Origin of the sequence: Dyadobacter sp. BHUBP1 (genome assembly GCF_050587785.1) — a bacterium.
Lineage (GTDB): Bacteria > Bacteroidota > Bacteroidia > Cytophagales > Spirosomataceae > Dyadobacter.
In genome coordinates, this window is record NZ_JBOBIH010000002.1 from 367,677 (window position 1) to 389,667 (window position 21,991).

Sequence of the window (21,991 nt, forward strand, 5' to 3'; positions counted from 1 at the left end):
TGAAATAGCACGCATTAGAAAGTGTAAGAAATGGTCGCCATGAAGTTGCGTGGCGCGCCCGGGAAGAGGCGCAGGTAATCATACCCGCCTACCCAATAGGTCTTGTTACCCAGGTTGTTGAGGTTGACCTGGAACTGGAATTTGTCGATTTTGTAATAGAAAGCCCCGTTCAGCAAAGCGTAGCCGGGCAATGTCTGGGTGTTGTTCAGCGATAGGTTACGCTCCGTTACGAAGTTACCACCGAGCCCGACGCCGAAGCCGCTCAGGAAGTTGTCCACGAAGGTGTATTTTGTCCATACACTGCCCTGGTTTTTTGGCGCATTGGGTTTTTGCAGGTTCACCAGCACCTGATCAGTGGCCTTTGAGCCCGCATCGGTGATCTTCGCATCGTTGTAGCTGTAAGTCATGATCACGTTCCAGTTCGGAAGGATATTCCCGGTTACGTCGAATTCAACCCCCTTTGCAGTTTCCTTACCCACCTGGATCATCAGGTCGGGTCGGTCGGCTGCATTGGCTGAATACAGGGTGTTGCTCTGGGTGATTTTGTAAACCGAGACATTCGCGGTCAGGCGGCCGTCAAGCCATTCCGTTTTTAAACCAGCTTCCGAAAGGCTGCTGCGAATCGGGTCGAATGGCCCGCCGGATAGTGGGTTGCTTTGTACAACAGGGTCTTGCGGGTTGTAGCCCTGGGTGTAAGTACCGTACACATTGACATGGTTTGTGAGTGAATAAACGGCCCCGATGCGCGGCAGCAATGCATGCTGCGTTACATTCTGCTCGTTGTTGGTGGTGTAGCCTTTTTTATCAATGTAGGTGTCGTAGCGTAAGCCGAGCAGAATCTGCAACTTTTTGATTTTCAGTTGTTCCTGCAAATACAACCCGTGTAATTTATAAAGCACCGGAGTGGTTGCAGAATTGGCCGTCACGTTGTAAATATATTTGGAAGGATCTTCCATGTTGTTGTTTTGCAGCGTAAGGTCGTAGTGCGAAATATTCGGCTTGGGAATGCTGTAAGTAACGCCGTTCTCGGTATAGTTGTAGAACACATACTTTTCTGGCGTTTTGGGATTGTAAGCTGCTGCACCGCCGGCTTTGAGCAGGTAACCGTTCGCGGTCTGCTGGCCTGAGCCTTTCGGCGTCGACGATTGGATAAAATCGTAACCTGCTACGAGTTTGTGCTCCGCAATGCCGGTGTTGAAATTGTGGTTGAAAAACAGCGATACGTTATCCATGAACGACTTCGTTTTACGGACAAACACCTGCCGCGCTACCAGGTTTTCGATAGCCTTTCCTGCCGAATCCACAGCATTCGCGTTACTGCTGCGGTGTTCGAGGAGGTCTTCAGAATAGCCCGTACGCAGGTAAGCGACGTTGAATGAGGTATTCTGAGTAAACTGGTGGTTCAAAGAAGTGGTAATCAGGTAGGTTTCTTCATTGAGATAATCATTCACTGCATTCAGCGAGGTGCGGATCGAGCTCGAATACAAGTCATTTCCCTTCACAGACTGGCCACGGTCGAGGCGGCTGTTGGAACGGTTGAAAACGAGGTCGAAGTTGATGCGGGTTTTGTCGGTAGGCAGGAATGATACGGACGGCGCGACAATGATGTTTTTATCAAACTGCATATTGCGGAAGCCTTGTGCATTCACATAGCCCAGGTTGAGGCGGTAAAGCAAAGTTTTGCTTTCGTTCATCGGGCCGGTAAAATCGGCCAGCGTGCGCAGGGTATTGAAGCTGCCGGTCGTAAAGCTCAATGATTTCCGGGGCATATCGAGCGGTTTTTTGGTCACGCGGTTGATTGTCCCGCCAGGCGAAGTGTTGCCGTACAATGCGGATGCAGCGCCTTTGATGACTTCCACGCGTTCGAGGTAGTTTACCGGCGGCTGTTTCCAGAAGCCCGAAAATGTACGCAGCCCGTTCACGAGCTGGGTAGTGCTGCCGCCGTTCATCCGGAAGCCGCGGATCGTGAGATCATCATAGAATGTAAACTGATTTACACCGCTCATGTTTTTCACGGCGTCGCCCATCAGGAACACCCCCTGGTCGCGCATTACTTCCTTGGTAATGTAAGAAATAGCCTGAGGAACTTCCTTAATCGGCGTGGCGGTCTTGCTGGCGATAAAAGAGAGGTCGTTTTTGTAGCTGGTCCCGCGGTTACCGACTATTTCTACGGTTTGTAATTCCTGGGTATTTTCTTCGGTAGTGATTTCGAGGGTGGCGGTTTCATCTGCCTTCACTTGCACGTTGCGGTTGATACGCTTGATGCCCACACCCGTACCAACGAGTACATAGTGGCCGGGTACCAACGCTTTAAATTCAAAATCGCCGTCAGCATCTGTCAATGTTCCATGTCCCGTCCCTTTGAGGATCAGGTTGATAGATTCCACTGGCTGGCCCGCGTCGTTCTTAATATTACCTTTAATCTGGCCTGTTTGCGCAAAGGCGGTGAAGCAACAAAGAGAAAGGATGAGTAAACAAAATATCCTCATGATATTGGGGTTAAATAGACTGGCTATGGCAAAACGAAGCCAAAAGTAGTCTTATTTAGACCAATCCCAAATAATGAATTCTGTTATTCTGTACTCATTTTTTAATTCGTTCTAATTGTTCAATTTTTTCTGTTAATACTTTTATTGCCAGTTAAATGTGACTTTTGGATACATTTAACTGGCAATAAAAACAGGAAAGATTATCCCAAGTTGGATTTGATGAATGCCAGTCCGTCGCGCATCAGCTGCTCTTCCGAATCGAACATCTTGCGCCAGATGTTGGCCACCGGCAGTTTCGGGCTGAATGCCTCGATGCTGATCCACCCATCGTATTGGATGTCGCGGATTGACTGGAAAACGCCTTCCCAATCCACATTACCCTTGCCGGGCGTGGAGCGGTCGTTTTCGGAAAGTTGGATGAACGAAATGCGGTCGCCGGCCTTGCGGATGGTGTCGCCGATATTTTTCTCTTCAATATTCGCGTGGAAGGTGTCGAACATGATCTTGCAGTTCGGATGGTTCACGTCGTCCACGAAGCGGATAATTTCGTCGCCGCAGCTGGTAAGGTACAGCTCGAAGCGATTGAGGTATTCCAAACCCAGGGTGATGTCTAGAGACTCTGCGTAGTCGGCTACTTCACGGATTCCCTCGATTCCCCATTGCCATTCTTCTTCCGTGGCCGGTTTTCCGGTGAAGACACCCAATGCCGAATGGTAGGGACCCATCAGGCGACTTGCACCAAGTACGAGTGAGCAATCCAATGCACGTTTCAAATGATCGATCGTGTGGCGGCGCATGATCGGGTCGGAACTGATGAGGTGCTCCGAAGGCCCGCAGATCGTGTCGGTCTCGCACGCGAGGCCCAGGCTATCGAGCTTCTGTCGGAACTTGAACCAATGGTCTGGATTTGTATTGAAAATAGGCACCTCGACGCCGTCAAAACCGATCTCTTTGATGAGTTCGAGGGTAGGAAATAGGTTTTCATCAATCTGGTTTCCCCACAAAAGGAGGTTCATGCTGTATTTCATCAAAATCGAATTTATTTCGCTGCGAATGGATTAGGCGGGATGCAAGTGCCCCTGTCTTTTCAGTATACAATCTTAAAGTAAAAAAGTACTGTTCAATATACACGATTTGACGAGTACTTAGCTGATATTGATAAGTTCGCGTCTGCTTGAGTGAGTAACGGGGTAAAATCGACTCATTGACCAAAATATAAAAGTGGCGGCCCTTTTGGAAGGACCGCCACTTTTTGAAGCTAATGTTCAATGTATATTACTGCACGCGGCTGAAAATGAGCTGGTTGTTATTTTCGTAGTACAGGATCAACCGATTGGTTTTCAAATCGTAGAGGTTCACGCTCGGCAGTGCGTTGACGAACAGGTTACCCCAGCTCGTTTCTGCTCTTTCGGTGCCGCCGCCGCCGATCTGGATCGTATTTTGCTGAGCGGTTTCGTAAAAGCCTGTAAGAATATTGGTGGAAGTAGTGCCTTCCAGCTCGCCTTTATCTTTAAAATTGAGGCCTATATCCATCACGCCTTTCGTGGTAGCAGGTTTATGAATGGTATCGTCCTCTTGCACAATACTCTCCAATTGCCATTTGCCGGTCAACTCCACATTGCTGCTGATTGTGGTAGTTTTTCCACAGCCCGTCAGCAGCGAAAAAAACAGCACGGATGCTGTCGGAATTATAAGGGCTCTCATATGCGTAAATAAATTTCAGAACTACCTATGATTGACATCGTACTCGCAAAAAAGGTTGCAAAAAAGTTGAGCGGCTCTATAAATCTACAAAAAATATGCCAGTCGTCCGAGCATGGACGGTATAATTTATAACGGTTCCAGGACTAGATTCTTTTGCCGATGGCTCAATCTATTTTTTGTGAATAAATTCGGTAAATGATCATATTTTGATATTAATAATGTAATATTGCTGATCTTTTGGGTAAAATCCTGACAGAATATGAAAGCACCAATCCACAAAAATATCGAGAGCCAGGTACGTACCGTGACGGTTCACGAGCTCAAAGAGCCCCATTTCGATCCCAATTGGCATTTTCATCCGCATTACCAATTATTTACCGTTCTGGAGGGAACTGGCAAACGGTTGATTGGGGATTCCATCCAAACTTTCAGCCCCGGGGATACGGTATTTCTCGGTCCGGACGTGCCGCACCTTTGGCGAAGCGACCCGGCCTATTTCGAAACGGGTTCATCGTTGATGACCCATGGCATCGTGCTCTATTTTCAGGAAGATTTTTTAGGTAAGGACTTTCTCGACAAGCCCGAAATGCTGGGGCTTCGTCAGCTGTTGGCTGATTCCAAGAGAGGGATTTCCTATAAAGGCGCGCTCTCGGAGCATATTCGTGACGAACTGATCTCGCTCACGACTACGGAAGGGTTTAAAGGCATTCTGCAACTGCTGACGCTGCTCGACAAACTTGCGCACGACAATTCCGGCGAGTTCATTTCGAGCTATGGCTATGTAAACAACTTTAAGGTATCGGAAACCGAACGAATGCAAAAAGTGCATAACTACGTGTTGCAGCATTTCTTCCAGGAAATCCGCCTCAGCGATGTCGCCTCCCTTGCCGGCATGACCGAAGCAGCATTCTGCCGTTACTTCAAAGCCCGCTCAAACAAGACCTTCATCGACTTCGTCAACGAAATCCGTATCGGCCACGCCTGCAAACTCCTGCTCGAAGACAAATGGACCATTGCACAGATCGCCTACGACAGCGGTTTCGATTCGCTATCTAATTTCAACCGGAATTTCAAGAAATACATCGGGCACACGCCGCGGGAGTATAAGGGGAATTATTGATGATATCTGAACCTATTGTTACTTGCCGCTATCTAATGGTCAATGTTTGCTGATTGACTGTAACATTGAACTGAACTTCTGCTTTCAAGGCACTGAAAACTTTCAGGATGGTATCAATGGTTGCACTATTGGTGCCATTTTCGAGTTTAGAAATCTGTGCCTTTTGCACTCCGACGAGTTCTCCAAGTTGCTCCTGCGTTAGATTCCGCTCTTTACGAATGGTTCTGATGGCTCTTCCGAGCAGATCCATGCTTAGCTTATGTTCATGTGCATCTCTGGCAGGAGTACCAATTGGGCCTATGTACTCGTCTTTCAATTCTTCCAAAGTGTATACCTTCATTTTTGATTTTCCCATGATTATTGTTGTTCTTCAAAATATCTAGCTCTAATTCTTAGCGCTCGTTGTATTTCCTGCGACGGGATTTTCGCCGACTTCTTAATGAAACCATTGGAAGCTACTACCAGCGTGTTTTTTGTATCTGACTTGTCCCAAAAGGCAAGCAGCCGAATTTCATTACCATTAAAAGTTGTCCTTAATTCCCAAATATGCTGATGAATTTTTTTTAACAGTCTGGGACATTCGTTTGTGCCGCCACTCCCATGTTGTAAAATATTTTATCTACCGCCTGCGGTTGAAGGGTACGAAGAAACCGATTGGCCTCTTCTAATATTAGTGTGTTGAAATAGTGCATGTGGTGAATATAAAGATAATGTGTGTTTCCAAATTTGGAAACTTCTAAGGTAAAAAAATATCCTGACCAGTCAATGCTGAGCCAGGATATTTCAAAGCATTATCCTTTCACATTATTAGTCCCATACTTCCCGCGTTGCGGCCGTGAGAGCATGGCCGTGGCTTCCTTATCATTAATGAATTGTTCCTTTTTCGGATCCCATTTCACTTTGCGGCCGAGTTTCATGGCCGTGTGCGCGAGGAGGCACGCGGTACATGAGCGGTGCGCGATTTCGGCGTGGCTGATGGTCTGTTTGCCGCTCTGGATGCTTTCGATCCAGTTCTGGTGCTGCTCGGGGCTTTCGTACAAATGGATTTCATTTTCTCCGATTACCGAACCCAGAATTTTTGGATCGCTGGCATAGAATGCCTTATTCTCCTTGGCATTTTGTGCTGCAACCGGGTCGGAGGCTGTAACGCCTACATTTCCACGCGAAACGAAGATCCAGCCGTCTGTTCCTTCGAATTTCACGCCATTAGGGTTGGTACCGCCGATTTCCATTTGTACCCCATTTTCATACAATGCATTTACCAGGAAATCGCCATGCACGTCCCAAAGACCGGAACCCTTTGCAGGGAATGTGGCTTTGCCTTCGATCTCAATCGGGCCTGTGAGTTCGGTATCCATCCCCCAATGCGCGATGTCGATGTGGTGCGAGCCCCAGCCGGTGATCATACCGGCACCGAATTGTTCGAGACGAAGCCAGCCCGGACGGTCGTTGATGTCCGTTTGCGAATGGACACGGTCCAGCGTGTAGTAAACCTCCGGCGTCGAGCCGAGCCACATATCATAATTCAAGTTGGATGGAACGGGCATAGGCGCCGGATTTCCACCGGCAGGATCACCGGGGAGGCCCACATATACTTTTTTCAGCTTTCCAATACGGCCATTGCGCACCAGCTCGCAGGTGCGCTTGAACTGCGGCCATGGGTTCATGGATCGTTGTTGGCTGCCCAATTGGAAAATAACCCCTTTCTTCTTAATCATATCGGCCATCTGGCGGCCTTCGCGTATCGTGAGCGAAGTGGGTTTTTGCATATAAATGTGCTTGCCGGCAACGGCAGCCTCCATCGCTGGCTGTGCATGCCAGTGGTCGGGCGTACTGATGATGACCGCGTCGATGTCTTTACGACCGAGAATTTCATGGTAATCATCGTACGTTTTTACTTCGAGGTATTTGTCTTTGCCGGTACGTTCGGCGTATTTCCGTTCAATCCATTCCTTGCCTTTCGCAAGGCGGTTTTTATCAAGATCGGCCACGGCAATCACGTGTGCGGCTTCATTTTTGATCACTTCCGGCAAGTCGTGCGTAGAACCGATACGACCGAAGCCGATCTGTCCGATATTGATTTTGTTGCTCGGCGCATTCTTACCGAAAACGGAGGCCGGCACGATGGCAGGGAACATCGATGCTGCGATAATGCCTGCTGTACCTTTTGCGGTGGCTTTCAGGAATGCCCTTCTGTCCTGATTTTGCTCCTTCTGATCTTTCATGTTGTATGCAGATTTAGGATTGATGACTAATATGTTGGTGGTTATTTCGAAAGTGCCGGAATAGTGTTTCGCGCCGGGTCTTGCGGGCTCGTTGCGTAAGCCCTGCTGTAATTTCTGGGTTTCTGCGGCCCGATTGCCCACTCAATGGCACCAAGGATGTGTTTACGAAGGTCCTCCTTTTCATAATCCTCCTTCTGATGTCCAAGCGATGAGTAGAATGAACGTCCGCCATCGTATTCATGCCACCAGACAGAGGGAAACACGCTTCCAAATGTATCCAGCGCCTTTCCGGCAGGTTTTTGAATGGTTAAGTGATCATTTACCGCCAGTACATTCAGATTTACGCCGAGTTCTTTGATAAAATAGAATTCATCGATTTGCCGCTGCCATTCTTTTCCAAGGTGTGCAAGCGAAGGGTTCTTAGGATCCAGGATTTTGACTGAAAAGCTCTGCCCCGGCTCATGCCAGAAGAACGTTCCGCCCAGCAGGTCCTTGAACCACCGCCACTTACGCTCGGTACCCGATGCCGAATGTAATCCCACGAAGTTGCCGCCTGCCTGAATGTAGCGCATTAAAGCCACCCGCTGCGCGTCGGTGTCGAAAACGTCGTTGTTGGTATTCGAGAAAACCAGGCAGTCGTATTGTTTCAGGTTTTCATCCGTAAACTTCGAGGGATCGGAAGTGGTGTCTACGGCGAAACCATGCTGTTTTCCCAGGGCGAGGATCGCTGTTTTGGAATTGGCAATATTGTCATGCACATAACCCTTCCCGTTTTTAGTATAAACCAGTACCTTAACTTTGTTCCATTTGATTTTTTGCGCGTGTGTACTTACGAATCCCCCCAGTCCGAAGAATAACAGGCAGAGAAGGCATGTTGTCAGGATGTTTTGTTTTTTCATTGACACGAAAAGAAAAAGGTTTAACTAAAATCCAATTGAATTGCCGCCGTCCACAGGCAGTGTAACGCCGGTAATGAATTTTGCGGCCTCCGAACTCAGGAATACTGCTGCCCAACCGATGTCGTCGGGCTTACCCCAGGTACCCATGGGCGTGCGGTCCATGGCTTTATTGCGGCGCGAAGGGTCGCCATTCATGGCGGTTAGCATCATCGGCGTTTCGATGAAACCGGGGGCAATGGCATTTACACGAACATTATAGGGCGAAAACTCCGTGGTTAATGCCTTCACCATTCCTCCAACGGCGGACTTCGATGCGGTGTAAGCCACCACGCGATCGATACCGTACAATGCAGCCATGGACGTGATCATCAGAATGGAGCCGCGCTTGCGTTCTACCATCCGCTTGCCGCATTCGCGGGTGATCGAGAAGACAGCATGCAGGTTGGTCTGAATAACACGGTCGAAATCCTCATCGGAAACTTCAACGGCGTGTTTTTTCATGTTAATACCTGCATTATTAACCAGAATATCTATTTCCCCCACTTCCGCTTCGATCGTTTCGATCAATGCAGGCAGCGATTTGAGGTCTGTAATGTCATTGACAAAATAGCGTGCGTTCGCACCGAGCCTGGGTAATGCTTCTTTCAAAACATCCTCGCGTCTGCCCGTGATCACGAGTTGCGCGCCCGCCTGTGCGAGGCATTGCGCTATGTAAAAGCCGATTCCGCTTCCCCCGCCGGTTACGAGTGCAATTTTACCCTCCAGGGAGAAGACATTCAGTGATGGTATTGTTTCGATTTGAATATTCGTGGACATTATTTAAAATCTATAAATCTTGATTAATAATCCTGAACCGACCGTGCAACGCTCATTTCGAGTCCCCGCAATTCGGCCAGTGCCTTAAGCCGACCGATCATGGAATAACCGGGATACGTCTTTTTGTGCAGATCGTCGAGCATCTGGAACCCGTGATCGGGGCGCATAGGCAGCAGGTTGTCAGAATAATGTGCTGCATCGCGGCGCAGCTCTTCCTGATGCAATGCCTTGACAACCTCATACATATCCACATCGCCATCCAGATGCGGTGCTTCGTGGAAATTGCGGTTGTCACCGGCCTCTCTTTTGGTGGTTCTGAGATGAACGAAATGAATGCGGTCGCCGAACCGCCGAATAATTCCCGGCAAATCGTTATCCGCTCTGACGCCCAGTGAGCCGGTGCAGAATGTGATACCGTTTGCCCGGACATCGCATGCATTCATCAGCTGCGCGAGATCGGCTTCGGTGCTCACGACCCGCGGCAGGCCGAGTAAAGGCCGCGGCGGATCGTCGGGGTGGATACAGAGGTTAATGCCCAACTCTTGCGCCACCGGCGCCACCTGGCAGACAAAGTAATACAGGTTTTCGCGAAGCTCACGATCTCCGATCGTAGCATAAGCATTGAGCAACTCCTGGAAATTGGCGAGTTCAAATGCCTCCTCTGAACCTGGCAGGCCCAGCAAAACGGTGTTTGTCAGTCCCTGAATATCGGCGGGTGACATGCCTTGTAATTTCTGTCTGGCCGATTCGCGTACCTGCTCGTCATAATCCGCCTCAGCACCAGGACGTTGGAGAATATAGAGATCGAACAATGCAAAGTCCACCCATACGAACCGCAGCGTTTTGTGGCCTTCGGGGAAGGTGTAAGTAAGATCGGTGCGCGACCAGTCGAGTACCGGCATGAAATTGTAACACACTGTCCGGATTCCCTCCGCTGCCAGATTACGCAAAGACGCTTTGTAGTTTTCAATGTACTGCTCGCGCGACGGCAACCCTTTCTTTATATGCTCATGCACCGGAAGGCTCTCTACGACCAGCCATTTCAGGGTAGTGTACCGTTCATTGCCCGCTTCGACTAGCGAGATCCTTTCCCGGATCGCGTCTTTCGTCCAGACGTCGCCGACCGGTATCTGATGCAGCGCAGTGACGACGCCGCTGCACCCCGCCTGACGGATGTCCATCAGCGAAACCGGGTCATTCGGGCCGAACCAGCGCATTGTTTGAATCATAAGTAACAGGTTTTTTATAAAAATATAAATATTATCTTGTATTGTAACCGATTGCATTAACTTGCCATAAATTCTGGCCGCAGGGATTCCTGTCCTGCAATAGACGGGAAACGCGCCTGTGATCCCCTACAAGAAAAGAATAATGGAAAAGGAAATTACCATTTACGACCTCGCAAAAATACTCGCATTGTCGCCCGCGACTGTGAGCCGGGGATTGAACGACCATCCTGCGATTAACGTTAAAACCAAGGCGCTCATTGCGGAGAAGGCAGCCGAGCTCGGGTACCGTTCCAACACATTTGCGAGCCATTTGCGGACCCGCAAGACGAACACGCTCGGTGTGATCGTGCCGAGGTTGAATAGCAATTTTATGTCAACCGTATTGGCGGGAATGGAGGAAGTAGCCAATAATTTCGGGTATAACCTGTTGATCAGTCAATCGTTGGAGTCCCAGTTGAAGGAGCAGGCCAATGCCAAAACCATGTTTAACAGCCGTGTGGACGGCTTGCTGGTCTCCGTCGCCTACGATACCGATTCATTTGAACATTTCTCCACCTTCATCAACCGCAATATTCCTGTCCTGTTCTTCGATCGCATCATGAATCATCCGCAATGCGGCGCGGTAATTATCGATAACGAGCAGGCCGGCTACGACGCAACACGCCATTTGCTGGATCAAGGCTGCCGCAGGGTCATGCACGCAACCGGCGACCTGCGAAGAAATGTGTATGCCGACCGACTAGAGGGTTTCAAACGGGCGATCGCTGATGAGAACTTGCCGGTGGATAATCGACTTGTTATATCGACCGACCTCAGCCAGGAAGCGGGTAGGATCATAGCTGAGCAAATAGACGGAATGGAAGAAAAACCGGACGGCGTTTTTATTACTAATGATCTTTGTGCGGCGATCTGCATGCAGGCTTTGAAAGAAAAGGGGTATGAAATCCCGGAGGATATGGCCATTGTTGGTTTCAATAATGATCCGGTTTCACAGGTGGTGTCGCCGCAGCTCACAACCGTTTTTTATCCGGGCTATCAGATGGGTAAGACAGCGATGACTACCATGATCGGCCAACTAAATGGGACTAAAATCACAGACAATTCAGAACCAATTATCCTGCGCTCTAAACTGATTATCAGAAGGTCGTCGATTCGGTTGGATAAGTCGTAAATTGCGTTACATTCAACGTTTGCCAATCGCATTCTCCTGTAATTCATTATTTTTGAAAACAAAGCAGAAATATGGAAGCTGTGGCTGAAAGACTCTATTCACTGGAAGAATACTTCGCCTTTTGTGAAACCCACGAAGGCCGGTTTGAATTCGTCAACGGAGAAATCATCGGGATGTCTGGAGAAACAACTACTTCCAATAGGATTGCTGGGAATATTCATCGCTACCTCGCTAAAATATTAGAAGATAGCTCATACGAACTCTATCAAAACGCTGTAAAGTTGCGAGTTGAAGATGGCAGGGTTGTTCGTATCCCCGATTTTCTGATATGTGAAGAAAAGGGCGACGCTGTTCGGTATACTACTTTACCATTGCTTATAGTTGAGGTATTATCGGAAAGCACAGCCAAAACCGATCGTGTTGAAAAGCTTCACGAATATTCCTCGGAGCCTTCACTGCAATATTACCTGATAATCGAACAGGCCAAATGCCAGATTGAAATGTACATCCGTGATGGTGAGCGCTGGTATGTTGAATTCTATGACAAAATAGAAAATGTAATTAGATTGCCTTATTTCAAAGCAGACTTGCCTCTTAGCGTAGTTTACAGAAAAGTCAGCTTTTGATTTTGTAATACCCTTTCAAAGAAAAAACGATGACATTGTCATCGTTTACGGAGTATACCAATCTGTGTTCCTTATCAATTCTCCTCGACCATTTGCCGGAAAGATTTCCTTTTAACCCTTCTGGTTTTCCGATGCCATGGAATGGTGCTGATTGAATGGCTTCTAAAAGTTGCTTGACTCTTTTTAGAATTTGTGTATTACCAGTCTTTTTCCAGTATTGCAAATCGTTCAAAGCGTCAGACGTCAACTTTATTTCCATATGTCGTCCAGGGTTATCTTGGTAGTGCGTCCTCTTGCGACATCCTGATCACCCCGTTTGATTTTGGCTACAAACTCGGCATCATAAAGGGTTTCGCGGTCTTCTGTTTTGAAAGATATATTCAACTCTTTGAAGAATGCTTCGATCGCATTACGCTCATTCTCGTTCTTCGGCTGCACGATGAAAGTTTCCATAACTTGAAATGGTTTATATCAAAGTTATGAATTTTCGAAAACCTCTCCAAAGCAGTTAGAGAATGTCAAATACCCAAATTGTCAATTTAGTCGCAACACAAATACCTGCTGCACCCCCTTCCCGGCCTCATTCTTCAATAGTCTGTTAAATGCAAGCACCTTCCCATCCGCTGACCATACCAGGTTGCTCGTAGCAAACTCCGATGGTTCGGTCAAAACCTGGATTCTCTCTTTGAATGGTGCGTCTCCCACCGCGCAAAGCACAATGCTTCCTTCATAAACATAGGTAACATGCTTGCCGTCAGGATGCCAGCGCAGGTTGCCGGTAATGTCGGAAGCGCATTCGGTGACTTGGCGCGGCTTGCCGCCATTTGGGGAAATGATGAAAATCTGATTGACCCCCTTGGCATCCCCGGCAACAAAAGCAAGTTGACTGCCGTCCGGTGACGACCGTACAATGCCCGCACAACCTGGATGTGGCGTGTTGGCGGTAAAAGTCAAACGACGTTGCCTGGTACCTTTGGGTGGCATCGGGAAATCGGTGAGAGTCCCTTCCAATGGCCCTAGTGGTCCGGATTGAGTAATGTCTTCGGGAATATCGACGATGAAAACTTCGGGTACGTCGCGGCCGTTTTGATCCTTCACAGTGCCAAGAAATGCCCGTGCGATCTGGCGGGTGCCATTTGTGTCGGTATAACCATTTGTTCCAACCCAGCTGTCACTTGCCGCGTGGCTAATTTCATCGCTTCCAGGAGCAGGATTTGGAACAACTCGAACTGCCAACGCGCTGAACCATTCGCCGGATACATTTTCCGCATTTTCATCCACTTTAACGGCCCTCACTTTTTTGGAAACACCAATTGTCCGCAGGTTACGCTTCTGCCCGTTCGAGTCTTCCAGCGCTTTCAGGATAGCGTCGTTGTAGGTGAACCCGATCCATTGGCCGTCGCCGCTCCACTCGTGCCGGTGCGTGCCTCCGCGTAGCGCGCCGGGTGTGAATGGGGGCGTCACGTCACGCGCATCCATGTATACGGGCACGTTCGGGCGATCGTCGTAGATGATCACGCCGGTACGGCGCCATTGCTGGTAGGGATTCTCTTTGGTGCTGGTGGAAAGGCCGTGAATAAATACAACGGCGTTTTCTTTGGGGCTATAACTCACAGCCCCGGCACCCGGGCCCCAAACTGCATTGCCTTTAATATCAAAAAGGACTTGTTTCTCTCCCGTTTCAATATTCACACGCTCGATCCGCGCCGATTCCGCGATTCCCCCCTCGTCGGTTCTGGTGTCATACACGAGCCATTCGCCATCGGGCGAAAAGTTGTCATTATTGTCCAGGTCGTGGTGGTAGGTCAGGTCGTGCGTGATCTGTTTTTCTGCGATGTCGGTCTGGCAGGATTGCATGCTCAAAAATGTTAGGAACGTTAAAAGCGGAATAGAAACAAGTCTCATGGGTAAATCTACTTTTGGGGGCCGGTAATGATGCCGAGGTAACGGCCCATCCAATAGGGGAGGAGCCAGATATCACCGGCGCTATGCTCACCGGAACCGTTGCCGCCGTTCCGGTCGAGGCTGAACATATTACCATTATGCCGTTGAATAGGGCGTTCATCCGGAGGTAAGACTTCTTTCGTGGTCTGTTTACGGAAGTTGGGTTCGAGCTTTTCGATGTCCTTGCGGTGGCTGTTCCTGATCACCCAGTCGATCAGGTCCATCGGATGCTCTTGCAAATACCATACAGATTCGTTCAGGTCAAAATCTTTGGTGCCTGTTAATGCAGTGAAAATGTTCCAGGCTCCTTCTTTCTCGGGGCGTTCCGCCTGCCAGTGGTCGATAATCTGCTTCTTGTAACTGGCTTTGAGTGTATCGTTGAAAGCGTAGCGGTAAAGCCCCCAGTACCCGAGGAAATACATTTCGTCGTCGGAGTGGTTCCAGCCGTCGGACATGTGTTTCGCATGCTCGTCGGCATCCTCCGGTGCCCGGCCGATTACGCTCATGGGCCGCATCATATTCTCGAAATAGCCGTGCTTGTTCATCAACTCGAATGCTTTTGTCTTGTATTTCTCCTTTTTGGTAAAATGGTAGGCTGTTTGCAGCATAGCGACGATGTTGGACGAGTTCAGCTTGCGGTCGCCTACATTAGTAGGAAATGCATTCACATAGTCGGGATGCCATTTGCCCCACATAGTAGGTTTGCCGTCGTAGTCTATCAGATACATATTGTTTTTTACAATGTGCGACATGACCGTATCAATGAGCATAATGGCCTGTTTCTTGATTTTCGGGTCGTCAACCAGTTCTGCGGCCGCACCGAAGGCGAAAATATGCCCGATCACTTCATCGCTGCTGGTGGTCGATTTCCAATCCCATTCCTTCTCAGGAGAATGCTGCCACCGTTCAACATCGTGCAGCTCATTGATATGCCCCGAACGCTCAAAGGAACGCGCCGGAAATCCGGCCACGGGATTCACGGTGTAAAGTCGTTCCATGGCGTCCATCGACTCCCGGCAGTTTTGCAATGCCTCGGAATCTTTAGTGACTGCATACCGGAAAATCTGGCCGCCAAGGTACATGGATGTCCAAAGGCCGTCATTATCCGAATCTTCGGTGTAGCCGGTCGACAAATCGCCGTGATTCAGCCCGGTAAGTTGCGAGTTGAAGCCGTTGCGGATGTGCCGCAGGCGTACCTGTTGGTCAAACAGTTTAGCTTTCTCTTCCAAAGTCATCGATTTGAACTGGATTTGTCCCAAACCTTTGGTCGTTAAAACCAGTACCGAGTTCTTAGGCCCCTTTTCAATATCCAAAACAGTATTACCTGGGAGCCAGCGCTCTCCAAAATAATAGTCAAACTTGCCATCGCCGCGCAATGCAAATGCGCCCATATCGGAGCCGAACCATACTTTGCCGTTCACTTCTTTCACGGCGGTAATCCTGGTAACGGGCAGTTTGCGGTTAATGCTGCCGGTCTGCTTTCCGGTTGGAATATCCAAAGTAAGGTAGCCGTCGCTGGTACCAATGATGATCTTCGTTTCTTTGGAAGTAATATCAAATGCGGTGAAATCGGTGCCTGCGAGCACTTTCGTCAGCTTTTTGTCCTGAACACCCAGTTTGTAAAGCGATTTGTTCCCCAAAATCCAGAACTGGTTTGCATTATCCTGAAATGCTAGTCCTATCACAGCATCGTCGGGCAGCTTGCCGTTCCAGAGGTTCTTCGAGTCTTTGATCAATTCGAGCGAAGCACCATCGGAAACGAGGAAGGTAAAATCCTTGCCGCCCGCGAGCAAGCTGGCCTTTGGAAGACTGTGTCTTGAAAACAGCGTTCCAGCCCAAGCATTGCTGAACACCACCTGGTCGGTGAGGTAAACGAGTTGATTTTCGTAGGAAATGAGGTTGCTGATGTTCTTATCCTTCATGTAGCGGTAATTCCGGTCGGGAACGACTTTGCCGGGGTAGAGGAATTGCCCCGCAGAAATGTGCCGAAGTCCCTCTTTGGCCAACATCTGGATAATGCCGTTGCGGTCGGCGGCAACCTGTTGGAGTGAACTCTGAGTGGTATCAGCATAATATTTGATACTTAAATCCTGCAAATAGGGCTTGTCCTTATGCACAGGTTGTACCTGCGCACGTGCGGAAGCCGCGCCCGTCAGTAATAGGAGGGATAATAAAAAGTGCTTTTGCATTGTATTGAGTTGGTTATTTAACTTTTTTCCTTCTTTCCATCATCTCTTTCCAGGTGGTGAGGATAATGCCTTCCGACTGGATAAAATTTTTCAGGTCGGGATCGAGCATCGAGCGCATGTCGGCATATCGCGAGCCGCCCGATGCACTGATGTATTTGAAATCGTCGGTGACGTCGCTGCTGTGGACGATCATCATCGCCACGCCGGGTTGCATTTTGCGGATCGTTTCGATGAACTTTTGAGCCTTGTACTTACCCCATTGTTCGGGTGTGACGTCGCTGCCTTCGGGCTTCCAGTCGCCGCTGATCGTGTGCAGGTCGTCGAGTACCGGCAAGCCGGCCGCCCATATTTTTTGTCCGAATTCGGCCGAGCGCTTGGTGATTTCAGGTTCGGGAAGTTCTATACCTTCTTTCCATTTGCCCTCCGCTTTCAGCTTTTTGACCAATGGATTGTTCAGGCATTCTTTCAAAAGCTGGTTGTTTCCGCCGGGGAACATGACCGGAATGCCGAATTCTGCTCCGACTTTGATATACCTTTCCAGATAGGGGATATGCGCGAACAGCGTTCCCATATGCGAATCCATATGGGTGGGTTTCAAGCCGAGTTTCAATGCACGGCTCAGTTGCGCGCGTATTTCCTGCTCCACCACATCCGGGCTGGCGTGTTTGATCACGTCTTCCACTTCATGCCACATACATCCCTCATCGTCCACGAGCCCTTCCGAATGTGCAATGCCGTTCAGCGGTGGCCAACGGTAATCTTTCCATTCCGAGGTGAGTGTTAAATGCAGACCGGCATCCATACCTGGGTTAGCGACGGCGAATTTGGCAAAACTCGCTGCCCACGGGCACGGCATCATAATGCTGCACGAGGTGGCAATGCCATTCTGTATCGATTTCTTTGCGCCCTCGTTCGAGTAATGCGACATTCCCGCGTCGTCGACATGGAAAATAATGACCTTCGCGCCTTTGGGCCAGCCGAGTTTTTCGGCATAGGTCTGTTGTGCTGATGTTTCTTGCATGACCAGTAATAGCAGGTTTATGAGCAAAAGATAGGTCTTCATATCGAATGTTGTTTCTATTTTGAAATCATTCCCAAATATCGGCCCATCCAATAGGGTAGGAGCCAGAAAACCGGCTCACGTTCCACTTGCGGGGCACCGCCGGCTAATGTCCATGGATTTTTGTCCCATCGGACGGTGAGCCGTATGCTGGCGGGCTGTAATTCGCTTACTTGTTCGTCTTCCAGAACCGGCGTGCGCACCACTTTGATATCCTCCCTTTTCCGGTGATCGATCGGCCAGTCTACCAAATCCAGCGGCGTGTCGATCAGGAAATCCACGGAATTTTTCAGCTCCGCCCTTTTGTCGAGACATTCGTTGTATATAAAGTTAATCAGCGGGTTATGGTCGCCTTTGCGCTTCGAGAACCACTCTTCCAGGTGATTTTTATAAAATTTCAACCGCTCGGGATCTTGTTCGCAATGGATCAGGATCGGGTAGAGGTATGCTTGTAACACCACGTCAAAATAGATGAACCAGGCTGGGTTCTGTTTCGTTACCTCCTTCATATTGTCGAGGTAATGCTCTTTTTCGATCAGTCTGATATACTCATTCTGGTATTTGGCATTGCCGGTCATGAAATGCGCCAGTTTCAGGAATGCGAGCATTTCCATCGAGTTCTGGTTCCGGTCGGGCAGCCATTCCGGATCGCGGTTCAGCTGGTCTGGCGACCATACTGACCAGCGGGTAGCCTTACCGTCCACATCTGCGAAATTCAGCTTATGCTGCATGAGATAGTCGACGATCCTGCTTACGTGTGCGGCGATGATTTTCTTTTCTGCGGCGTCCGCTACGAGTGTATAGTAGTGGTAGTAGCCAAACATATGCCCGCACATTTCATCGCTGCTCGTATCACCTTTCCAAAGCCACTTTTTATCGCCCGACAAATGCCAGCGTGTTTCCACGGGTTTGAACCGCGGCTCCTTCACGAGCTCGTCCGCGCGCTCGCGTTCCGTATACGCGCGGTTGCCATCGTGCATGTGGGTCCACGTAGCGGGTATGATCGTGCGCGCAAAGAAGCCGTCGGTACCGGTTATCTCCTGCAACATTTTCAGGAAACCGAATGCCTTTTTCGCATTCTCCTTGGCAATGGGATCTTTCGTAGCAGCGTACCTAAAGCTTTCCATCGCGAGATAGTTGCCGGTGTACTCACCATCGTTGTCATCGTCCTCAGGTTCCCAACTCGTTGTATCACCCGGAATGCGCAAATGCGCCTGCCCGGCGATCCACGGAGCGCGGATATGCCTTTTCATCAAAACATTATAAAAGAATGCGCCTTTGGACGCTAGCGTCATATCCCGCTTTTTAATGGCGCTTACACCCTGCGGCGTCGCTATCCACGCATTGCCATCATGGTCAAATGCAATATCATTGACCCGATCGTCCAGCAGCCACCTTCTTGAAAACAGCAACGAACGGCTGCCGTCTTTCCGGAAACGTATTACGCCGGTCTGCGTGCCGACCCACATCGAGCTGTCGGGAGCGAGACGGACGGCCGTGACATAGGTAGAAGGAACGCCGTCGGCTGTTCTCAGTTCCGACTCCTTTTTTCCGTTATTCTGAATGGTAACTCCGCCCAGGCCGCCAATCCAGAGCCTTCCGTCATGGTTGAATGCTAAACCTTTGGTGTAAGCGGCAATCAAAGCGTCTGTTTTATAGGTGTGTTCCAGATGCGAGGGAGTCCAATGGTAAAGTCCCACATCGGAGGCTATCCAAAGGCCGTCTTTCCCGTCGCTGATCACATCGCGCACTGACTTTGCTACGGCTGCTTTTTGTAACGTAAAAGCGGTCTCATTACCCGCCCAAAAGCCGTTCGGGCCGATCGCGTAAACGGTGCCTGCATTGGTGCAAATCGTGGAGATTGGCCCAATAGGTCCATTCACCTTGCTGACTATTCCATTTTGATGTTGGTATAACCCATTCCACGTTCCCAGCCAGATTGTACCTGTTGAATCCTGCGCCAAAGCAAACGAAGGCCCGTTCGAGTAGCCATCTAGCACGGGTACCCAGTTACTGTAATGCTTCATTTTACGAAAAACACCTTTCGCCGTAGCTGACCATACATTACCGTTGCGATCGGCCAGGACTGCCCGCACGTCGTTGCCCTCCATCGGATAGGCTTCGTGATATTCCTGAATGAAAGCCTCATCCTGGTAAAAGGAGGGTTCATTTCCGACAGTTTTATCATTCTTGCACGCGATGAGCAGCGACAGGCATCCGCAGGTCAGCCAGGCAATCAGCTGTTTTTCAAAACGTCGCATCAGGCTTCCGCGTAGTTTTCGCTCTCCTGAAACAGCAGGCTGATCAGTTTTTTATGTTGCGAGAAATCGGGGATGAGCAGTTGCGCGCCTGCGCGTACGAGCCGTGGGCGCTTGGCTGGATTGTGCCCGAAGCGCTGTACTTCGTTGCTCGTAATGCCCACCGAAATGCCTCCCGCGCGGCGGCCTTCGCGTATTTCGTCGGGGCCATCGCCGAATACCGCCAGTTCTTTGCCTTGCAGGTTATTATCTCGGATGATCTTCTCGATCACCATTTTCTTTGAAAACTTGGTGTAATCGCGCAATGCACCGTAAATTCCACCGTCGAACAAATCGGCGTAGCCAAGCATCCGGGCTTCGTTTTTCACATCTTCGGCATCGGTACCGCTTGCAAGGTACATGGTCACGCCGCGTTGTTTAAGTTCCCGCAGAAATGCAACTGCACCTTTCAGGGTATAGTCTTCCTGGCCTAGTTCTCCGTTGGTGAGCTTTTCCATGCGCTTGTTCACCATCTCCATCAGGCCGTCGTTGTAAATTTCCTTGTACTGGAATTTATCAAGGATCTGGTCTTCGGGCACAAATCCGAATTCACGCACCAGGTTTACCAGCCCTTCCATCTGGTAAATGGTCTGAATGCCCGTGGTTTTGTGAATGAATGCCTTGCATTCGGCCTGTACTTTATGGAATGTGCCGGCATCGATCGTGTCGTACTGTTGCCCGAGAATGGATTTCATCATCACAGGCTCCATAATCTCTTCCCAACCCTGCCGAAGCGAGCTGATGGTACCATCGTGATCGAAAACGGCATAGCGTATATGTCCCAGTTTGTCAAGGATCTCCGGCACGCAGATTTCGAATTCCGTTTCAGGATAGTAAACCGCTGCGCGCTCGTTTTCGGCAAGGTCGGCATTGTAAATGTAATCCGGGTCTTTAGCCACCACGGCAATTTCTTCGCCGGTTGCGGTTCCGGTTGTAAATAGCTTCTGCACGGTCACCGCCGCTGCAAAATTGCCGAACAATGCGGCCTCGGCAGGCGATAGCCCGGCAGCAAGGCAAAGCGTAATGGCGCTGATCGCCGTATCGCCCGCACCGACGGTGTCGAGCTTACCTTTCAACTGAATGCCGGGTACTTCATGGTAGCCGGCTTCGTCGAATGCGATAATGCCGCGCTCGCCGCAGGTCACAAACACGGGCTTGTGGTACCGGCTGAACACTTCGGTGCCATAACCTTTCAGATCGCTTACAGGCACGGTTTCATCCGGTGCAACATTCAGGCCATTCAAAGAAGCGATCTCGCGGTCGTTGCATTTAAGATAGGTATTCCGGAAGCTGTCGTTGAAATGCCGCGAATCCAGCATCACGATTTTGTCGGGATATTTAGTGAAAAGCGTGTTCACATCGTCGATAAACGAAACGTTGGTAATGCTCCCGGTCACCTGCTGGTTAAAAATCAATGCGTCGCATTCCTGTAATGCTTTTTCAAGCGCGGCTACAAGTTGCTTGTCCGTATCGACGCTCCTTTCATTATATACACCAAAATCAATGCGTGGCTCTTCCTGGCCGTCGACGAGCCGTTTGAGATAACTATATGTATTGAAATTGTCTTTCTGGATAATGAATGCGCTCGTGTCCGCACCGAGCTGTTGGAGCTGTGCTGTGAGTTCCCGTCCCTGCATGTCGTCGCCTACTACACCGATCACCCTGATCCCCGCCGGTTTGAGCGCGGCAAGGTTGGCCACGACATTCCCTGCCCCTCCCGGCGTATAGTAATGCCGGGCAACGGCCTGGGCCTGCAAACCGGTTTCAATGGAAACTTCGGAAGTGCGGTCGTCCATGACCCAGTACGAGTCGAGACAGAAGTCGCCATACACGGCGATCTGAACGGCGGAGATTTTCTCCAGTATCTGATTGATGCGGCTTTGATCCATGAGCAAAGGTTAGTCTGGATTTAGGATAAAATGGATATGGATGTTGAGGTGTTTTTGGGTAATACGACCGATGCCGGAAGGAGGGCTATCGTAACACCGGCGATTTGCAGCAAATGTTATAAAATTGTTAAAAGCTGCAGTCGTAAAACGGAAGCGAAACTGTCGGTTGTTCCCAAGTATTTTTCGCTAAGAACTATCTGGAAATGAGGAAATATGTGATAAATGATAAGTTACTATTATGTTATGATTAAATCGTACAATGATGCGCAAAATGAAGATATTTTTACGCAGTTTGCGATTTGAATTTTAAATCCGGAGGTGTAGATTTATCAA

General features: G+C 49.4%; 19 protein-coding genes. 3 read left to right on the plus strand and 16 right to left on the minus strand.

Going from position 1 to position 21,991, the window contains the following annotated elements:
* Positions 1-14 precede the first annotated feature (14 nt).
* The 3 genes from ACQ4MZ_RS08265 to ACQ4MZ_RS08275 all read right to left on the minus strand — a co-directional run bounded on the left by ACQ4MZ_RS08265 (position 15) and on the right by ACQ4MZ_RS08275 (position 4,193).
* On the minus strand, positions 15-2,489 hold the full coding sequence (locus tag ACQ4MZ_RS08265) for a TonB-dependent siderophore receptor (RefSeq protein WP_430844225.1): 2,475 nt from the start codon (positions 2,487-2,489) through the stop codon (positions 15-17).
* A gap of 200 nt (positions 2,490-2,689) precedes the next feature.
* Positions 2,690-3,517, minus strand: coding sequence for a sugar phosphate isomerase/epimerase family protein (locus ACQ4MZ_RS08270; protein WP_430844226.1), 828 nt, complete (start codon positions 3,515-3,517; stop codon positions 2,690-2,692).
* A gap of 247 nt (positions 3,518-3,764) precedes the next feature.
* Positions 3,765-4,193: an META domain-containing protein gene (locus tag ACQ4MZ_RS08275; RefSeq protein ID WP_430844228.1), complete on the minus strand. Its 429-nt coding sequence runs from the start codon at positions 4,191-4,193 to the stop codon at positions 3,765-3,767.
* 259 nt (positions 4,194-4,452) lie between these two features.
* Between ACQ4MZ_RS08275 and ACQ4MZ_RS08280 the strand changes: the two genes are divergently transcribed.
* Positions 4,453-5,313: an AraC family transcriptional regulator gene (locus tag ACQ4MZ_RS08280; RefSeq protein WP_430844230.1), complete on the plus strand. Its 861-nt coding sequence runs from the start codon at positions 4,453-4,455 to the stop codon at positions 5,311-5,313.
* 28 nt (positions 5,314-5,341) lie between these two features.
* Here the strand turns inward: ACQ4MZ_RS08280 and ACQ4MZ_RS08285 are convergent, their stop codons facing one another.
* From ACQ4MZ_RS08285 to uxuA, 6 genes are all read right to left on the minus strand, one after another.
* A complete protein-coding gene (locus tag ACQ4MZ_RS08285; protein WP_430845347.1) occupies positions 5,342-5,653 on the minus strand; it encodes a helix-turn-helix domain-containing protein in 312 nt (103 codons plus the stop codon).
* 17 nt (positions 5,654-5,670) lie between these two features.
* Complete coding sequence (locus ACQ4MZ_RS08290; RefSeq protein WP_430845348.1) at positions 5,671-5,925, minus strand: type II toxin-antitoxin system RelE/ParE family toxin; 255 nt, start codon at positions 5,923-5,925, stop codon at positions 5,671-5,673.
* A 179-nt stretch (positions 5,926-6,104) separates the two neighbouring features.
* A complete protein-coding gene (locus ACQ4MZ_RS08295; RefSeq protein ID WP_430844232.1) occupies positions 6,105-7,538 on the minus strand; it encodes a Gfo/Idh/MocA family protein in 1,434 nt (477 codons plus the stop codon).
* Between the two features lie 41 nt (positions 7,539-7,579).
* On the minus strand, positions 7,580-8,437 hold the full coding sequence (locus tag ACQ4MZ_RS08300) for a ThuA domain-containing protein (protein WP_430844233.1): 858 nt from the start codon (positions 8,435-8,437) through the stop codon (positions 7,580-7,582).
* Between the two features lie 24 nt (positions 8,438-8,461).
* Positions 8,462-9,253 carry an SDR family NAD(P)-dependent oxidoreductase gene (locus tag ACQ4MZ_RS08305; protein WP_430844235.1) on the minus strand — a complete coding sequence of 264 codons (792 nt, stop codon included), beginning with the start codon at positions 9,251-9,253 and terminating at the stop codon, positions 8,462-8,464.
* Positions 9,254-9,276: 23 nt separating this feature from the next.
* Entirely contained in the window at positions 9,277-10,482 is a 1,206-nt protein-coding gene (gene uxuA / locus ACQ4MZ_RS08310; protein ID WP_430844236.1) for a mannonate dehydratase, read from the minus strand.
* Positions 10,483-10,624: 142 nt separating this feature from the next.
* On the opposite strand from uxuA, the gene ACQ4MZ_RS08315 reads away from it, so the two are divergent.
* Both ACQ4MZ_RS08315 and ACQ4MZ_RS08320 read left to right on the plus strand, forming a co-directional pair.
* Positions 10,625-11,653, plus strand: a complete 1,029-nt coding sequence (locus tag ACQ4MZ_RS08315) for a LacI family DNA-binding transcriptional regulator (RefSeq protein WP_430844237.1) — start codon at positions 10,625-10,627, stop codon at positions 11,651-11,653.
* A 71-nt stretch (positions 11,654-11,724) separates the two neighbouring features.
* Positions 11,725-12,279, plus strand: coding sequence for a Uma2 family endonuclease (locus ACQ4MZ_RS08320; RefSeq protein ID WP_430844238.1), 555 nt, complete (start codon positions 11,725-11,727; stop codon positions 12,277-12,279).
* Here ACQ4MZ_RS08320 and ACQ4MZ_RS08325 read toward each other — a convergent pair.
* The 7 genes from ACQ4MZ_RS08325 to ACQ4MZ_RS08355 all read right to left on the minus strand — a co-directional run bounded on the left by ACQ4MZ_RS08325 (position 12,269) and on the right by ACQ4MZ_RS08355 (position 21,658).
* Positions 12,269-12,538 carry a Txe/YoeB family addiction module toxin gene (locus tag ACQ4MZ_RS08325; RefSeq protein ID WP_430844240.1) on the minus strand — a complete coding sequence of 90 codons (270 nt, stop codon included), beginning with the start codon at positions 12,536-12,538 and terminating at the stop codon, positions 12,269-12,271. The genes ACQ4MZ_RS08320 and ACQ4MZ_RS08325 overlap by 11 nt on opposite strands.
* Positions 12,529-12,732 (minus strand): DUF2683 family protein, encoded by a 204-nt coding sequence (locus ACQ4MZ_RS08330; protein ID WP_430844242.1) that lies wholly within the window; start codon positions 12,730-12,732, stop codon positions 12,529-12,531. The genes ACQ4MZ_RS08325 and ACQ4MZ_RS08330 overlap by 10 nt, the downstream gene beginning before the upstream one ends.
* Positions 12,733-12,813: 81 nt before the next feature.
* Positions 12,814-14,136 (minus strand): DUF3748 domain-containing protein, encoded by a 1,323-nt coding sequence (locus tag ACQ4MZ_RS08335; protein WP_430844244.1) that lies wholly within the window; start codon positions 14,134-14,136, stop codon positions 12,814-12,816.
* A 56-nt stretch (positions 14,137-14,192) separates the two neighbouring features.
* The gene (locus tag ACQ4MZ_RS08340; RefSeq protein WP_430844245.1) at positions 14,193-16,412 is read right to left on the minus strand and encodes a hypothetical protein; all 2,220 of its coding nucleotides are present in this window, start codon (positions 16,410-16,412) and stop codon (positions 14,193-14,195) included.
* A 13-nt stretch (positions 16,413-16,425) separates the two neighbouring features.
* A complete protein-coding gene (locus tag ACQ4MZ_RS08345) occupies positions 16,426-17,433 on the minus strand; it encodes a polysaccharide deacetylase family protein (protein ID WP_430844247.1) in 1,008 nt (335 codons plus the stop codon).
* A 56-nt stretch (positions 17,434-17,489) separates the two neighbouring features.
* Entirely contained in the window at positions 17,490-19,733 is a 2,244-nt protein-coding gene (locus ACQ4MZ_RS08350; protein WP_430844248.1) for a ligand-binding sensor domain-containing protein, read from the minus strand.
* Positions 19,733-21,658, minus strand: a complete 1,926-nt coding sequence (locus tag ACQ4MZ_RS08355; protein ID WP_430844250.1) for a PfkB family carbohydrate kinase — start codon at positions 21,656-21,658, stop codon at positions 19,733-19,735. Before ACQ4MZ_RS08355 ends, ACQ4MZ_RS08350 begins: the two co-directional genes overlap by 1 nt.
* Positions 21,659-21,991: the final 333 nt, after the last annotated feature.

What these genes read in the sequence shown, in the direction of transcription:
- ACQ4MZ_RS08335 (WP_430844244.1), bottom strand. Translation starts at nt 14,136, where the DNA reads ATGCAATCCTGCCAGACCGACATCGCAGAAAAACAGATCACGCACGAC.
- ACQ4MZ_RS08315 (WP_430844237.1), top strand. Translation starts at nt 10,625, where the DNA reads ATGGAAAAGGAAATTACCATTTACGACCTCGCAAAAATACTCGCATTG.
- ACQ4MZ_RS08270 (WP_430844226.1), bottom strand. Translation starts at nt 3,517, where the DNA reads ATGAAATACAGCATGAACCTCCTTTTGTGGGGAAACCAGATTGATGAA.
- ACQ4MZ_RS08275 (WP_430844228.1), bottom strand. Translation starts at nt 4,193, where the DNA reads ATGAGAGCCCTTATAATTCCGACAGCATCCGTGCTGTTTTTTTCGCTG.
- ACQ4MZ_RS08295 (WP_430844232.1), bottom strand. Translation starts at nt 7,538, where the DNA reads ATGAAAGATCAGAAGGAGCAAAATCAGGACAGAAGGGCATTCCTGAAA.
- ACQ4MZ_RS08320 (WP_430844238.1), top strand. Translation starts at nt 11,725, where the DNA reads ATGGAAGCTGTGGCTGAAAGACTCTATTCACTGGAAGAATACTTCGCC.
- ACQ4MZ_RS08285 (WP_430845347.1), bottom strand. Translation starts at nt 5,653, where the DNA reads ATGAAGGTATACACTTTGGAAGAATTGAAAGACGAGTACATAGGCCCA.
- ACQ4MZ_RS08350 (WP_430844248.1), bottom strand. Translation starts at nt 19,733, where the DNA reads ATGCGACGTTTTGAAAAACAGCTGATTGCCTGGCTGACCTGCGGATGC.
- ACQ4MZ_RS08330 (WP_430844242.1), bottom strand. Translation starts at nt 12,732, where the DNA reads ATGGAAACTTTCATCGTGCAGCCGAAGAACGAGAATGAGCGTAATGCG.
- ACQ4MZ_RS08355 (WP_430844250.1), bottom strand. Translation starts at nt 21,658, where the DNA reads ATGGATCAAAGCCGCATCAATCAGATACTGGAGAAAATCTCCGCCGTT.
- uxuA (WP_430844236.1), bottom strand. Translation starts at nt 10,482, where the DNA reads ATGATTCAAACAATGCGCTGGTTCGGCCCGAATGACCCGGTTTCGCTG.
- ACQ4MZ_RS08300 (WP_430844233.1), bottom strand. Translation starts at nt 8,437, where the DNA reads ATGAAAAAACAAAACATCCTGACAACATGCCTTCTCTGCCTGTTATTC.
- ACQ4MZ_RS08345 (WP_430844247.1), bottom strand. Translation starts at nt 17,433, where the DNA reads ATGCAAGAAACATCAGCACAACAGACCTATGCCGAAAAACTCGGCTGG.
- ACQ4MZ_RS08305 (WP_430844235.1), bottom strand. Translation starts at nt 9,253, where the DNA reads ATGTCCACGAATATTCAAATCGAAACAATACCATCACTGAATGTCTTC.
- ACQ4MZ_RS08280 (WP_430844230.1), top strand. Translation starts at nt 4,453, where the DNA reads ATGAAAGCACCAATCCACAAAAATATCGAGAGCCAGGTACGTACCGTG.
- ACQ4MZ_RS08340 (WP_430844245.1), bottom strand. Translation starts at nt 16,412, where the DNA reads ATGCAAAAGCACTTTTTATTATCCCTCCTATTACTGACGGGCGCGGCT.
- ACQ4MZ_RS08325 (WP_430844240.1), bottom strand. Translation starts at nt 12,538, where the DNA reads ATGGAAATAAAGTTGACGTCTGACGCTTTGAACGATTTGCAATACTGG.
- ACQ4MZ_RS08265 (WP_430844225.1), bottom strand. Translation starts at nt 2,489, where the DNA reads ATGAGGATATTTTGTTTACTCATCCTTTCTCTTTGTTGCTTCACCGCC.